The following is a 14,294-nucleotide window of genomic DNA, read 5'->3' on the forward strand; positions in this document are numbered from 1 at the left end:
GAGGGAAAAAAAGGGGCGTGCCGGACACTCGCCCGGCACGCCCAGGAGCCTGCCTACCCACTGCCTGTCGCGCACTCGGGCGACAGGGAGGGGAGACTGTCGTCTACCGCGCCGACAACCGCGCCGACTCGGACAGCAACCGCACGTTGAGCGCGCCGTTGCCGAAGAACTGGGTGTTGTTTCCGACCGAGTGCGTCTCGAGCCGCTTCTGGAGGTTGGTGTCGTAACGGCCGAGCTTCATCAGACCGTCGTTGAACCAGCCCGTGCCGCTCCCCGAGCCATCGACATACTCGGCGTACTTGCCGGCCGAGGGCCAGATGACGGAGTTGAGCGTCGCGGAGAAGGCGCGGACGTCCTGATCCGTCCACTCCATCTTCGCGTCGCGCGCCTCGACGATGAAGGCCATCACCCCGTTGCCGTGGGCCACGTCCTGACCGGGGCGGGCGCGGGAGGCCCACACGTCGCTCCAGAAGAAGGCCGACGCGTTGAGGGGGTTGGGAGCCAGCTGCTTGCGCAGGGACGACGCGGCGTTGGGCAGGTTGTCCCGGTTGATGTTGTTGAAGACAGCCACGTAGTTGGCCTTGCGCGCCGCGTCCGTCGTCATGAGCGACAGATCCATGGCGATGTAGGCCCAGTGCGCGGCCATGTGCGTCCTGTTGCGGTAGATGTAGCTGTTCGCCCCGCGCTTGAACCACTTCTCGAAGATGTTCTTCTCGGAGAACGCCAGCAGCTTGTCGTACTGCGCGCGGTAGTTGGCATTGCCGTAGACCTCGGGCGTATCATGCATGGCGCGCAGCAGGCGCGTCACGTACCGCCAGCAGTAGCTCTCGAACAGCGGCACCTCCTGCCCCAACGTGTCCGAGCGCGCCGAGGCCCAGCCCAGGTACGCGTCCTTGAACTGGCTCTTCGGGAGGGACGCGGAGCTCTTGGCGTTGTTCACCATGTTGTTGACATAGAGCAGAGCGCGGTCGAGGTACTGCGTCTTCCCCGTGGCCCGGAACATCGCGGTGTTCCCATCGATGCCGTAGGCGAGATCGTAGAACTGCCAGCTGTCGAGCGAGGTGCTCTTGGGCAGGAAGCTCGAGGTGTGCTCCGAGTTCCAGTTCTTCTGGAACAGCGTCTCCCAATCAGCCACGGAGCGCAGGCCAGCGGGCGTCGGGAGGGCGGCGAGCGCGTCCGAATTCGAGCTCAGCTCCTGCGCGAACTCCTCACCGGTGGCATCCAGCCCGGCGTTGGGATCACAGGCCGCTCCGAACAGAACGGAGAGCAACATCAGCGAGGACACAGCGAGGCCACGAGTGCTTCGACGACGAAAACCAGACATCAATGGCGTCCTTTGGGGAGGTAACCCGACGCTCGGCTGGAGGGTTACCCTGTGATGTGAACGCTGAATTGCGTTCTGTTAACGGCAGAAAAGAACGTGCGTCCACGAATTGAATTCCGGCATGTGCCTTGGGATGTGACAGACAGGTTGCTCGCTCCATGGTGCGAGCCGCCATGGGCCTGGCTCTCAGGCAACTCTGGTAGGAGAGCGTGGGACGGGGCGAGATGGCCATGACGATGGCGGAGCACATGATAACGACGACCCGGCTGAAGGCAGTCCTGGTTCCCGACGCGGGAAAGCTCGCATTGTCGGAGGACTACTTCCGCTCGCAGCACCACCTGCGCGCGGAGGGCGTGACCCACACGCTCGTCATCGAAGGAGCCAGAGCAGGCTCACTGCGGGTTCCGCTCATCGTGCGGCCGATCGAGCAGACGCCCTACCGGGATGCCGTCTCCCCCTATGGCTATCCGAGCGGGGCGATGAACGGGCTGAGCGAGGTGCCGAAGGAAGCGGTGGACTGGCAGGGCACCGAACTCGTCAGCATCTTCGTCCGCGACCGCCTGACTGGTCCCCAGTGCTTCGCGGGTGGAACGAGACGCAACCAGGTGTTCTTCATCGATCCCCGCCTGCCCGTCGAGTTCCGGGAGATGCACCGCCGGCACATCCAACGCAACCTCCGGCAGGGCTTCGTGAGCACCTACGGCCCCGCGCGCGAGGCCTCGCTCGAGGAGCGGGAGGGATTCAAGGAAGTCTACCGGCAGACCATGGTCCGGGATGAGGCGAGCGCCCGCTACTTCTTCCCGGACACCTACTTCGAGGAGTTGTTCTCCTCACCCGCCGCCTGGCTGGCGACGACCCGCGCACCGAGCGGCGACGTGGTGTCCGCGGCCATTGGCGTCTCGAGCGACGGCGTGCTGCATTACTATCTCGGTGGGACAGCCGACGCCTACCTGTCACGCTCGCCCGCGAAGAATACCTTCACCGCGTTGCTCGAGCTCGGCAGGCAGCTTGGGATGCCGCTCAACCTGGGGGGAGGAATGCAACCGGGTGACAGCCTGGAAGCGTTCAAGCGCGGCTTCGCCAACGCGAGCTTCCAGCTCTACACCCACGAACTCATCTGCGATCCAGCGGTGTATGCCCAATTGTCCGAGGGCGGCCTCTCCTCGAACTACTTTCCCACCTACCGGGCACCCCGGCGCTGAACGGGGGAGCCGGGCCTGGAAACCGGGCCCGGCACCGAGCACTCACCGCGACTCGGACTGCTCACCCAGCGCGAGCCTCGCCGGCTTGTACGTCGGGATGAGGTGGCACAGGGCGAGCATCACTCCGGACGAGTCACCCGCCTGCGCCACCCGCCGCAGCCGCTCGAGCTGGAGCTGGAAGTCCGCGGGGGGCAAGGGGCTCTGGGCCACCTTGATGCGGTTGCGGACCTGATGGGTGCGCTCCTCCTCCTCGCTCATGAGCGTCTCCTCGAGCTTCTCGCCCGGACGCAGTCCGGTGTAGACGATGTGGATGTCCTTGCCCGGCACCAGGCCCGACATGGTGATCATGTTCGCGGCGAGCTCGGCGATGCGCACGGGGGTCCCCATGTCGAGGATGCACAGCTCTCCATAGCCCGCCAGCCCCGCCTGCACCACGAGCCCGACAGCCTCGGGGATGATCATGAAGTAGCGGGTGCAGTCCGGGTGCGTCACCGTGACCGGCCCACCCCGCTGGATCTGCTGCTTGAAGAGCGGCACCACGCTGCCCGCCGAGCCAAGCACATTGCCGAAGCGCACGGCGGTGAAGGCGGTATGAGAACGGGCCGCGACGTCCCGGATGACCATCTCGGCGAGCCGCTTGGAGGCCCCCATGACCGAGGTGGGATGGACCGCCTTGTCGGTGGAGATGAGCACGAAGCGCTCCACGCCACAGACATCGGCCATGCGCGCGACGTTCAGGGTGCCGAAGACGTTGTTCTTGATGGCTTCCTCGGGCGAGTCCTCCATCAAGGGCACGTGTTTGTGCGCGGCCGCGTGGAACACGTACTCCGGGGCGTGCTCCCTTCCAATACGCATCAGTCGCTCCTGGTCCCGGATGTCCGCCACGATGGCGCTCACCGGCAGCCGCGGGTAGCGCTCCTGGAGCTGGCGCACGAGGAAGTAGAGCTCGTTCTCGTTGATGTCGAGCAACACGAGCGAAGCGGGCCCATGCGCGGCGACCTGACGGGCGATCTCACTGCCAATGGAGCCCGCGCTCCCGGTGACGAGGATGCGGCGGCCCGCGACGCGCCGGTGCACCTCCTCCTGATCGAAGGAGACCACATCCCGGGGCAGCAGGTGCTCCGGGCTCAGCTCGTGCAGCATCGCGGCGGTGATCTTCTGGTCGAGGTAGGCGAAGGAGGCGGGAATGATCTTGAAGCCAACGCTCCGGTTCTTGCACAGGCCGAGGATGTGTCGGATGCGCTCGGGAGGCAGGCTGGGGATGGCGATGAGCACCTGGGTCACGCGGTGCCTGGCCACCAGTTCCGGCAAGGCATCGATGGGGCCGATCACCTGTTTGCCATTGAGGAAGGTACCGTGCTTGGCCGGATCGTCGTCCACGAGCCCGATGACATGCCAGGGGCTGCTCGGCGTGCGCAGCAGGTCGTGCAGCAGCAGATCCCCAGCGCTACCAGCCCCGACGACGATCGTCCGCTGCGTGCCCTGGGCCCGGGAGCGTTTCTGTTCGAGGTACCACAGCCGGGCCGTCCGCGGGACGAAGCGGTAGAAACCCATCAACGCCGTGGAGAGGATGAACTCGATGGCGACCACCGAGCGCGGTGGGAGCTCGAAGAGGGAGAAGAACCGGAGCGCCTCGAACACAAGGGTGGCGGACGCGATGGCCAGGACGAGCCGGACCGCCTCGTTGAGACCGGACCTGTGAAACGACCAGCGCTGCAACCCGAACCACGTCAGCATGGCCAGTCGCACCAGGACCAGCAGCGGCAAGCCCTGCACGAACGCCGACCACCACGGCTTGGGCAACACCCCATCGAAGCGCAGCAGCATCGCGCACAAGAGCGCACTGCCGGTGAGGGCCGCGTCCGCCAACAACACGAGCAACGAACGCAGGAGTGGAAAACACCGCAGGCCGCCTTCCACTTGCGCCATCGGGCGCCCAGTCAATAAAACTACTCCCCCACTCATTCCACGAGTCATCAGCTCTCCTCACTCTGAACTCAGGCGGGCACCACGCGCGCGGTGTCGTCGTCCCGCTTAGGTTGACAGTGGAAGATGAACAGAAATGAGATTGCTTGATAGCTGCCCTCGAGCGCATGCCACTGTGATAGGAAAAACATGAAAGGCAATGAGCCCGCTCCTCGTCCTGCCGGGCAAGTCGCGGGGCGCGCCGCGCCACATCTGCACGGACGAAGGCGCGGGTCGCGCACGTGCTGCCACACGAAGACTGTTCACGCGGCATCCCGGGAGGTGAGGCATGCGTATCAATGACGAGGTGGGTGGTGCCGATTGCCCATCCAAGCCCTATCTTCCACTCCGGTGAATGCTCGTGGCTCAAACGAAAACAAAACCCAGGCTGGTCATCTATGGATGTGGGGGCCACGGAAAGGTGGTCGCCGACATCGCGTTGGCCCGCGGCATGACCGTCGAGGGTTTCCTCGACGACAGAGCGCTCGAGGGGAAAAGGGTCTTCGACCTTCCCATCCTCGGTGGGCCCGCCTGGCTCGAGATGTGCCGGGCCGAAGTGGGTGTCGCGCTGGGGATTGGAGAGAACCGCGCGCGGTGCCGCATCTACAAGCTGTGCGAAAGGCTGGGAGTGACGCTGGTCACCTTGATCCACCCCACCGCCACCGTGGCGGCGTCCGCCCAGCTCGGAGCGGGCGTCGTGGTCATGGCCCAGGCGGTCATCAACCCGGACGCACGCGTCGCGAATGGGGCGATCATCAACAGCGGCGCCATCGTCGAGCACGACTGCGAGATCGGCGCGTTCGCCCACCTCTCACCCAACGCGACACTGGGGGGAAACGTGAGGATCGGCGCCCTCACGCACCTCGGCCTCGCGGCCTCGGTCCTGCCTGGCAAGGCCGTCGGAGAGGAAACAGTGGTTGGCGCTGGCGCGGTGGTCACCTCCGACGTCCCCTCCCGAGTGGTGGTGGCTGGCGTTCCCGCGCGCGTTCACCGCCAGCGAGAGGAGACCTGAGCCCATCGCCGACCCGTTCATTCGTCAAAGAGAAGAGAGTTCCGGAGGGGCCGTGTGGCAGCGCTCGTGCGAGCGCTGTGTATGCCCGGAAAAGGGTTCCTCCCCCGGAGCGGGAGCGTCCGCGCGTACCGTCGGCGGGGTCCGGTAGGCCGGGAAATAGGACTCGGCGAGTGGCTGGGCATGGTGATGCTTCCAGCTCTCGACCAATCGCTCGTACACCTCGGGATGGTGCACCTTCTTGCCATGGTTGAGCGGCAACGTGCCCTCCGGGTTGAAGCGGTGCTTGAACTGAAAGAGGGAGTCCCTCCCCCGGTGGCCCCCACCCAGGTGGAAGACACGCAGCCCGTTGCGCCGTGCCCACAGCGCGATGTGATGGAATTGGAAGGTGTTCGTCCCGAGGTGCAATGACGCCGTCTCCGAGGCGCCCAGGTGGTAGGTGAGCACGTCCCCCTCGCGCAGGCACAGGGCGGCGGAGACCATCCGTCCGTCGAGGAAGACCGCACCGAGCAGAGCGCTCCGCTCCAGGCGGGAGAAGAGTCGCTCCAGGTATTCCGTCGAGAAGTAGTAGTACGGAAGCGCTCCCACCTTGTCCATCGTGGCCCGGTAGAGGCGATAGAACACCTCCAGTTGCGGAAACGCCTCGTGCCCTTCGAGCACACGAAACTCCAGCCCGCTCTTCAGCGCCTTGCGGATGTTCCGCCGGTGGCTGGGGTGATAGCGGTCGAAGAGCTCCTCTTCCGTCCGGCGCAGGTCGATGAAGACGCTCTCCCGGTTGTAGACGATGTCCATCGTCCCCTCGAGCAACCGGTGGGTGCCCAACAGGGGATGGAAGCGCACGAACTCGCTGACGATGTTCGCGCCGCGGCACCAGGCCTCGAACTCCACCCGGAATTCCCAGAGGAGTTGCTCGTGGGGCTCCGCGCAGAGCGGGCCCCCATAACCATAGGTGGGGCTGATGATGTCGTACCACTCCCCCTCGAGCCTCACGTCGCGGGCGAAGGGCAGGGCCTGGAGCGGCCTGCGGATGAAGGCATAGCAGACCGTGTTGCCCGCATCGTCCTCGTAGACGAAGAGAAGGGGTTCACCATCTCCCATGCAATGGCACAGCTCCGCATAGGCGTGGCGGTAGTAGATGTCCTTGCATGAAGCTCGCGCGTACGCGCGCTCCCACCGCTCCGCTTCGGAGAACGAGATGATCTGTTGCATGGTCCGCTAGACGGTGGGGTGTGAATGGAAATGCGGCAAGCAGGCTGTCAGACGGAGGGGAAGGACCACCACTGAACAACGGCGCATCAGCGAGCGGCGCAGACGACCCCGGCGCAGTCGCCCGCGCCATTGCCTCGCGCGACGTTGCCGCCTCCGTCGATCACGCCCGGCACCTGAAGACCCCAGCCCGTGTTGTCGAGCGCGACGCTGCGGGACACCGTGAGGGTGCTGGGGACCAACACCCGGAGACCGTCTCCCTGGTTGCGCAGGAAGTGGTTGCCACTCACCGTGCCGGTGAGCGCGGGTGGCACATACTCCGGCAGATCGGCCAGCGACAGGCCGCTCCCGTTTCTCCACCAGGTATTGCCCTGGACGTCGACCGTCCTGGCCCGGACCAGGAGTTCCCCTTTGTTCTCGATGACCCACGAGTCGCGCAGCACGAAGTCGAACGGCTCCCAGACCGGCGCGTCGGTGGCGGCGAGTGAGCCGTTGCGCGCGAGCACCGTCTGGACGAACGAAGCCTCCCGGCAGGCGCCGTAACCAAACTGGCCGAGCCGCAAGTCGCCCACGACCGTGTTCTGGATGATCGAACTCGACGTGAAGGAGACGTGGCCATCGGGGCACCAGATCACGGTCTCGTTCTGGAGGAAGGTCGAGCCCACCACGTCGACGGAATGGCTGTTCGCGGACAACGCTTGCCGGTTGCCGAGGAAGAACGAGGACCGCACCTCGAACACGCCCCTGCTCGCGTCCTGCTCACTGCCCAGTCCCGAGCCATTCCTGATCAGACGGCAGTCCGTGACCGTCAACGTCGTGTCGCCTCCCCGGTTGTAGACGGCGACCGTGTTGTCGATGAACGTGAGCCCGAACAGCCCCACCCGCTCCGGGGAAGGCAGCGACTCGCCGCCGACGACATAGCCCTGGTCGAACCCCCGGATCGTGCCGTTCCTCACCGTGCTGTTAGCCGAGACCCTGATGCCCTCGGACACGCCCGTCTCCGGGCCCACGCGGCGCACGGTGTGGCCGCCGAGATCGAGGATGACGCCCGCCCCGGCGACTCGAAGCGCGGGGACCTCCGTGCCCGGGCACGAGAGATCGCTTGTGAGCCGGGTGCTCTCGGTAATGGTGTCACCACATTGGACACCGACCTGCCTTGCCTCCGCTCCCCCGCTCCGCACGGTGGCTGCGCCCGACAGAAGCATCACCAAGCCCATCGCCACGGTGACAACACCTTGTGCCTGACCCATGATGCCCCCCCGGTCCATGGCCCCTTGCCCAGACCATGGAGGCTAAACACCCACCCATCAGGGGACAAACCGTACCGGAAGGCGGACACGGAGTGACGTCCCGGACAAAGATGGAGCCGATGTCGAACACTTCACGAGCACAGCGACTCCAGGGGGGTCCCCCGCGAGCGCGCAACTCCTCCGTGGCATCGCTGTCCGTGCGGAGAAGCAACCCATGACGGGTCCGGCCTGAGCGCCAGGAACGCCTCACTCCTCCACGGCGGAGTAGATCCGGGCGCGGATGTCGTTGGGCGTGTCGGAAGCCATGTCCCACAGGTTGATCATGATGATGCCCGCGAGCTTGTGCTCGGGATCGACCCAGGCGTGACTCTTGAAGATGCCAGACCAGAAGTAGTTGCCCACCGGGCCTTGCGCCTTCACCAGAGCGGGGTCCTCCTGCACTCCGAATCCCAGACCGAAGCCGGAACCGTAGAAATCCGCCCGCAGGGCGCCAATCTGGTTCCGGGTCATCTGCTCGACCGTCTCCCGCTTCAGCAGACGCGCGCCGCCGAGTTTGCCACCGTTGGCCAGCATCTGGAGGAAGCGCGCATAGTCTCTCGCCGTGGACACCAGCCCCGCGCCGCCCGAGCGGTAGGATTTGGCGCCGGTGGTCTGGAAGTCCGGTGCGTAGGAGAAGAAGCCCTCGACCACGTTGGTGCCCGTCTCGGGCACGCGCTCGAGCGCACCCGAGGAGGCGTGCCGGTACAGGGCGACCAGGCGGGAGGCCTCATCCTCTGGCGGGAAGAAGGACGTGTCCTTCATCCCCAGGGGCGTGAAGATGCGCTCCTGGAAGAACCGGTCCAGCGGCACGCCGGAGACCTGCTCGACGAGGTAGCCGAGCAGGTCCGTGTTGAGGCCATAGGTGAAGGCCGCGCCCGGCTGATGCTCGAGCGGCAGCGAGGCCAGGGCGCGCGACTGGTCCGCGAGCGTCCACGAGGTGTGCTCGAAACCGTCGACGATGCCGGCCTTCTGGTAGAGGGGACCGAGCGGCTCGCCCATGAAGCGATAGGAGATGCCGGAGGTGTGCGTCAGCAGGTGCCGCACGGTGATGGGCGTCTGGGCCGGCACGGTGCTGGAAGCCGACGGGGAGGCCAGCACCTGGACGTTCCCCCACTCGGGCAGATACTTCGAGATGGGCTCCTCCAGGCCGAGCTTGCCCTCCTCCACCAACATCATCACCGCGACGCTGGTGATGGGCTTCGTCATGGACGCGATGCGGAACAGGGCATCCTCCCGCAGCGCCTTGCCCTGCTCCCGGTCCATCTGGCCGATGGCCGTCACATAGGAGTCCGAACCATCGGTGCGCTGGAGGAGCACGACCGCTCCCGGAATCTTCTGGGCGTCCACCTGCTCCCGCAGGAGCGCCTCCACCGGCCGCATCCGCCGCGCGAGCGGAGAGGCGCACGCGGACAGCAGCAGGGCACTGCACACGAGGAGGAACTTCGACCACGACCTTCCTGACGACCTGACCATGACGGACGCTCCTGATTCAATGAAAGACGCGGGCATTCCATTCGTCTTCGGCCGTCTCCGCCATTGGAAAGCTCGAAATGTTGGCCGAGCGGCGAGCCCTGGCACCGGCGAGCAATGGCCATCCGGTGCACGGAGGCGCATATCGTGCGAGCCCCAGGGAGTAGCTCCCGGCTTCGCCAGGCAACCGAGGCCAGGCCCACCTTCGCGCTCCATCCCAAGCAAGCACCATCTCTTGCGTCATCCCCTCTCTCCGGGCAATCGCCACCCGTTGTAATGCCAGCCGCTTTCCGGGGAGCGGCGGGGAGTCATGACGCCCATGCGATTCAAGTTCCTTGAACCCTTCAGGAAGAATGCGTGGTCGTTCGCACTGCTCTTCCTGTTGGCCGTGGCCCTGCCCACCAGCTGTCCAAAAGACGCGCCGCCGGGCAAGCCCCCCACACCGCAAGCGCGGCCCCTGAGCAACAGCACCGCCTGGGTCTTCCTGCGCCAGAAGGTGGACCTGAGCCCGGCCTTCGAGATGAAGGACTGGGGAGCACGCGGGCGCTTCGTCGTGGAGCAACTCCAGTCCGTGGCCCGCGCCAGCCAGGGAGATCTCCGCACCCAATTGCGGAGCCAGGGCGTGGAGCACCAGCCCTACTGGCTCCTCAACGCCATCCGAGTGAAAGCAGACGACGAGACCCTCAAGGCCTTGGCCCGGCGGCCCGACGTCGAGCGCATCCTCCTGGAGGAGAAGTACCGCATCCCGACGCCGCGCCCCGGAATGAGGCTGCAACCCACTCCCGGAGCCCTCGAGTGGAACATCGCCCGAGTCCGCGCCCCCGAGGTCTGGTCCACCTTCGGCATCCGCGGCGAGGGCATCGTCATTGGCAGCATCGACACCGGCGTCCAGTTCGACCACCCCGCGCTGGCCCGGCAGTACCGCGGATACCTGCCGGATGGGCGTCTGGATCACAACTACAACTGGTTCGATCCCTCCCAGGTCTGCGACCGTCCCTCGCTGGCGCCCTGCGACAACATCGGCCACGGCACGCACACCATGGGCACCATCGCGGGGGATGACGACGGCGGCAACCAGATTGGCGTGGCGCCGGGAGTGCGGTGGGTGACCGCCAAGGGCTGCGAGGGCCTGAGCTGCTCGACCGAGGCGCTGCTGGCCGCTGGCCAGTGGATGCTCGCCCCCACGGATCTGAGCGGCAACAACCCGCGGCCGGACCTGCGGCCGCACATCATCAACAACTCATGGAGTGACGGGCCGACGGATCCCTTCTTCCGGCCCATCGTGCAGGCCTGGGTCGCCGCGGGCATCTTCCCCGTCTTCTCCGTCGGCAACCCCGAGCCGGCCACCTGCGGCAGCGTGGGCGTGCCGGGCGCGTACCCCGAGAGCTACGGGGTCGGCGCCTTCGACAGCCACGGGAACATCGCCTCCTTCTCCGCCCGGGGCCCCTCGGCGTTCGAGGGCATCACCCAGCCCGGCATCGCCGCGCCCGGCGTGGACGTCCGCAGCAGCGTGCCGGGCAATGGCTACGGGGTCCTCAGCGGCACCTCCATGGCGGCGCCTCACGTGGCGGCCACGGTGGCGCTGATGTGGTCCGCGGCCCCGTCGCTGCTGGGAGACGTGGAGGCCACCCGCGCGCTGCTCGGTGCCTCGGCGGTGGACCGGGAAGATCTGAGCTGTGGAGGCACGCCGGAAGACAACAACGTCTGGGGGGAGGGCGAACTCGACGCCTTCGCCGCCGTGGATCTCGCTCCCGTCGGTCCCACCGGCATCGTGAACGGCGTGGTGACCGATGCCTCCACCGGGGCCCCCCTGGCCGGCGCGCGGGTCGTGACCGAGGGGCCCTTCTCACGGGAAACGGTCACGGATGCGGAGGGCCGGTACTCCCTGACGCTGCCGGTGGGAACGTACCGCGTCTCCGCCACCCTCTTCGGCTACGAGCGCCAGAGCGTGGAGGGGGTGGTGGTGACCGAGGGCGGCGTCGTCCGCCTGGACTTCGCGCTGCGCCCCGCGCCGGTGCATACCGTCTCGGGCCGGGTGCTCGACACCTCCGGGGCCCCCATCGCCTTCGCCCGCGTCACCCTCTCGGGCACTCCCCTGCCCACCGTCCTCACCGACGCGGCCGGCACCTGGCGCATCGAGGGCGTGCCGGAAGGCGAGTACGACGTGCGGGTGGAGGCGGACGGCTGCTTCCTGCCGCGCACCGAGCACCTGGTCGTGGATGGCGACGAGTCGCTGGACCTGGTGCTGGAGTCCCGGACGGACGCCTACGGCTACTCCTGCCGGTACGAGGCGCCCACCTACGTCGAGGCCACCACGCCCCTGCCGCTGGACGGGGATGACAGCGGGGTCCAGGTGGATCTGCCCTTCCCCTTCACCTTCTATGGCCAGACATACGGCGCCGCCTACGTCTCCACCAACGGCAACCTGAACTTCCTCGAACTCAACACGAGCTTCTTCAACGAGCCCATCCCCAGCCCGCTCCCGCCCAACGCCGCCATCTACGCGCTCTGGGACGATCTCCTCGTCGACGGAGAGTCCAGGGTGCTGACGCTGACGAGGGGCTCGGCCCCCACGCGCGAGTTCGTCATCGAGTGGCGCAACGTGGCCTTCGTCAGCGACGCGTCCCAGCGCGTCGACTTCGAGATCATCCTCTCCGAGCGGGGAGGCATCCTGCTGCAGTACCGCGGCCTCTCCGACACCGGGTTCGAAAGGGGAGAGTCGGCCACGGTGGGCATCGAGAACGAGACGGGAACCGTCGGCTTGCAGTATGCGTTCAACACGCCCTCGCTGCGCGATGAGCGGGCGATCCACTTCACCCTGCCCCCCAACGGCATCATCGAAGGTGTGGTCACCGACGCCAATGACGGTCTGCCGCTCTCCGGCGCCACCGTGCGCGCACTCGAGAGTGATGGGGTGGTGCGTACGGTCACCACCGGCGCGGACGGCCGCTACCGCATGCAGCTCTTCCTGGGCACGTACAAACTGGAGGTCTCCGCGCCGAACTACGTCACCGAGACGGACATGGTGACACTCTCCACGGACGGCCAGGTGGTGAGACGGGACTGGGTGCTGCGCACGGCGCGCGCCGTGCTCGAACCCACCGTGCTCGAGTTCCTCGTGCCGCGAGGCGAGCGGCGGACCCGGGACCTGACCCTGCGCAACACGGGCTCCGCGCCCCTCGGGTGGACGTTGCAGGAGGCGGGCGGCGACCGGGTGGGCGTCGTCTCCCGGCGAGGGCTCATCCGCGGCCTGAAATATGACCCGGACAGCCACACCACGCGGGAGGTCTTCGGCGGCGGGGCACGGCCCGGCTGGGCACCGACGCTGGCGGGAAACGTCCTGCGGAACTGGCCGGCCAAGGGGCTCGAGCAGCCCTGGGGCGTGGGCTACATGGGCGACGCCTGGCTCTCGGATGCTCCCGGCAAGAGCAACCACCAGTTCACCGTGGACGGGGTGACCACGGGACGCAGCTGGCTGACGCCGTGGGCGGGGGACTGGCTGGCGGACATGGCCCACGACGCGGGCCGCGGACTGATGTGCCAGGTCAACGTCGGAGGTGACAACGGCATCTACTGCTGGGAGCCAGACACCGGCAACCTGGTGGACTCCATCACGGGCGAGTTCCCCTGGACCGGGCTCTCGCAACGAGGCCTGGCCTACCGGCCCGATGATGACACCTTCTACGTCGGTGGCTGGAACGAGGGCATCATCTACCACGTCAAGGGGCTGTCCTACCCGGACAGGGGCGCGGTGATCGGCCAGTGCAGCCCGCCGGATGGCAGCATCTCCGGCCTGGCCTGGAATCCGTCCTTCCAAGTGCTCTGGATGGCCACCAACAGCCCGAGTGACACCCTCTACGAGCTCAACCCGGAGACCTGCACGGTGCTGGCGACCCTGGCGCACCCCACTCCCGGCTTCAGCGGTGGAGGCCTGGAGCTGGATGAGCGGGGCCACCTGTGGATGGTCAGTCAGAGCACCTCCCAGGCGTACCTCGTCGAAAGCGGCGTGCCGGTCTTCTCGGACGTGCCCTGGCTCTCGGAGAGCCCCGAGCGCGGAAGGCTGCCCGTTCGCCACGAGCAGCGGATCGCCGTCACGGCCGATGCCTCGGGCCTGGAGCCGGGCATCTACCACGCCACGCTGTACCTCCAGGGCAACAGCGGGCGCGAGCCCACGCTGCAGGTGCGCGTCGTCCTCATCGTGCCGGAGTACTACCAGGGAGTGAACGTGGGAGCCGGCTCCCATGTCGACCGCGCGGGCAACCTCTGGGCGCCCGACCGGCGGTACAACAGCGGGAGCTGGGGATACGTCGACTCGTCCCGGGAGGTGCGGACCGGCGCCGCCATCCGCGACACGGACGAGGATCCACTCTACCAGACGGGGAGGCGTGGCTTCTTCGAGTACCGCTTCGATGGCCTGCCGCCGGGCGTGTACCAGCTCGACCTGCGCTTCGCGGAGATCCAGGACAAGCAGCGCCAGGAGCGCCTCTTCGACGTGGTGGCGGAGCAGACCCTCCTGCTGCCGGCGCATGACATCGCGGGAGAGGTGGGCAGGTTGACGGCGGATGACCACGGCTTCTTCCTCGAGATCACCGACGGCCAGCTCAACCTCCGGTTCATTCCACGCGAGGGCTACGGGGAGCCGCTCGTCAACGCCCTGCGGATCATCCACCGGCCGGATCGGTAGGACCCCCCCCCGGGAAAGGTGTCAGACGATTCGTAGGGGGCCGGAGACGAATCCTCTGACACCTTTCCCCCGACGAATCCTCTGACACCTTTCCTCGGGGACGAATCCTCTGACACCTTTCCTCGACACCTTTCCTCCGGGGCAC

8 protein-coding genes are annotated in these 14,294 nt (G+C 66.9%); 3 read left to right on the top strand and 5 right to left on the bottom strand.

Annotated elements, in window-relative coordinates:
- Positions 1-103 precede the first annotated feature (103 nt).
- Positions 104-1,273 carry a hypothetical protein gene (locus F0U63_RS42230; RefSeq protein WP_395839671.1) on the bottom strand — a complete coding sequence of 390 codons (1,170 nt, stop codon included), beginning with the start codon at positions 1,271-1,273 and terminating at the stop codon, positions 104-106.
- A 299-nt stretch (positions 1,274-1,572) separates the two neighbouring features.
- Here F0U63_RS42230 and F0U63_RS42235 point away from each other — a divergent pair, with 299 nt between their 5' ends.
- Entirely contained in the window at positions 1,573-2,526 is a 954-nt protein-coding gene (locus tag F0U63_RS42235; protein WP_395839672.1) for a GNAT family N-acetyltransferase, read from the top strand.
- Between the two features lie 42 nt (positions 2,527-2,568).
- On the opposite strand, the gene F0U63_RS42240 is transcribed toward F0U63_RS42235, so the two are convergent.
- Positions 2,569-4,455: a polysaccharide biosynthesis protein gene (locus tag F0U63_RS42240; protein WP_395839674.1), complete on the bottom strand. Its 1,887-nt coding sequence runs from the start codon at positions 4,453-4,455 to the stop codon at positions 2,569-2,571.
- A gap of 391 nt (positions 4,456-4,846) precedes the next feature.
- Here F0U63_RS42240 and F0U63_RS42245 point away from each other — a divergent pair, with 391 nt between their 5' ends.
- A complete protein-coding gene (locus F0U63_RS42245) occupies positions 4,847-5,503 on the top strand; it encodes an acetyltransferase (protein ID WP_395839676.1) in 657 nt (218 codons plus the stop codon).
- Positions 5,504-5,527: 24 nt separating this feature from the next.
- Here the strand turns inward: F0U63_RS42245 and F0U63_RS42250 are convergent, their stop codons facing one another.
- The 3 genes from F0U63_RS42250 to F0U63_RS42260 form a co-directional block, all read right to left on the bottom strand.
- The gene (locus F0U63_RS42250; protein WP_395839679.1) at positions 5,528-6,709 is read right to left on the bottom strand and encodes a lipid II:glycine glycyltransferase FemX; all 1,182 of its coding nucleotides are present in this window, start codon (positions 6,707-6,709) and stop codon (positions 5,528-5,530) included.
- Positions 6,710-6,795: 86 nt separating this feature from the next.
- A complete protein-coding gene (locus F0U63_RS42255; RefSeq protein ID WP_395839681.1) occupies positions 6,796-7,929 on the bottom strand; it encodes a right-handed parallel beta-helix repeat-containing protein in 1,134 nt (377 codons plus the stop codon).
- 273 nt (positions 7,930-8,202) lie between these two features.
- The gene (locus tag F0U63_RS42260) at positions 8,203-9,468 is read right to left on the bottom strand and encodes a serine hydrolase domain-containing protein (RefSeq protein WP_395839684.1); all 1,266 of its coding nucleotides are present in this window, start codon (positions 9,466-9,468) and stop codon (positions 8,203-8,205) included.
- A gap of 316 nt (positions 9,469-9,784) precedes the next feature.
- On the opposite strand from F0U63_RS42260, the gene F0U63_RS42265 reads away from it, so the two are divergent.
- Positions 9,785-14,149 carry a carboxypeptidase regulatory-like domain-containing protein gene (locus F0U63_RS42265; protein WP_395839687.1) on the top strand — a complete coding sequence of 1,455 codons (4,365 nt, stop codon included), beginning with the start codon at positions 9,785-9,787 and terminating at the stop codon, positions 14,147-14,149.
- The last annotated feature ends 145 nt before the right edge of the window (positions 14,150-14,294 follow it).

Source organism: Cystobacter fuscus, from assembly GCF_044360685.1.
Classification (GTDB): Bacteria; Myxococcota; Myxococcia; order Myxococcales; family Myxococcaceae; genus Cystobacter; species Cystobacter fuscus_C.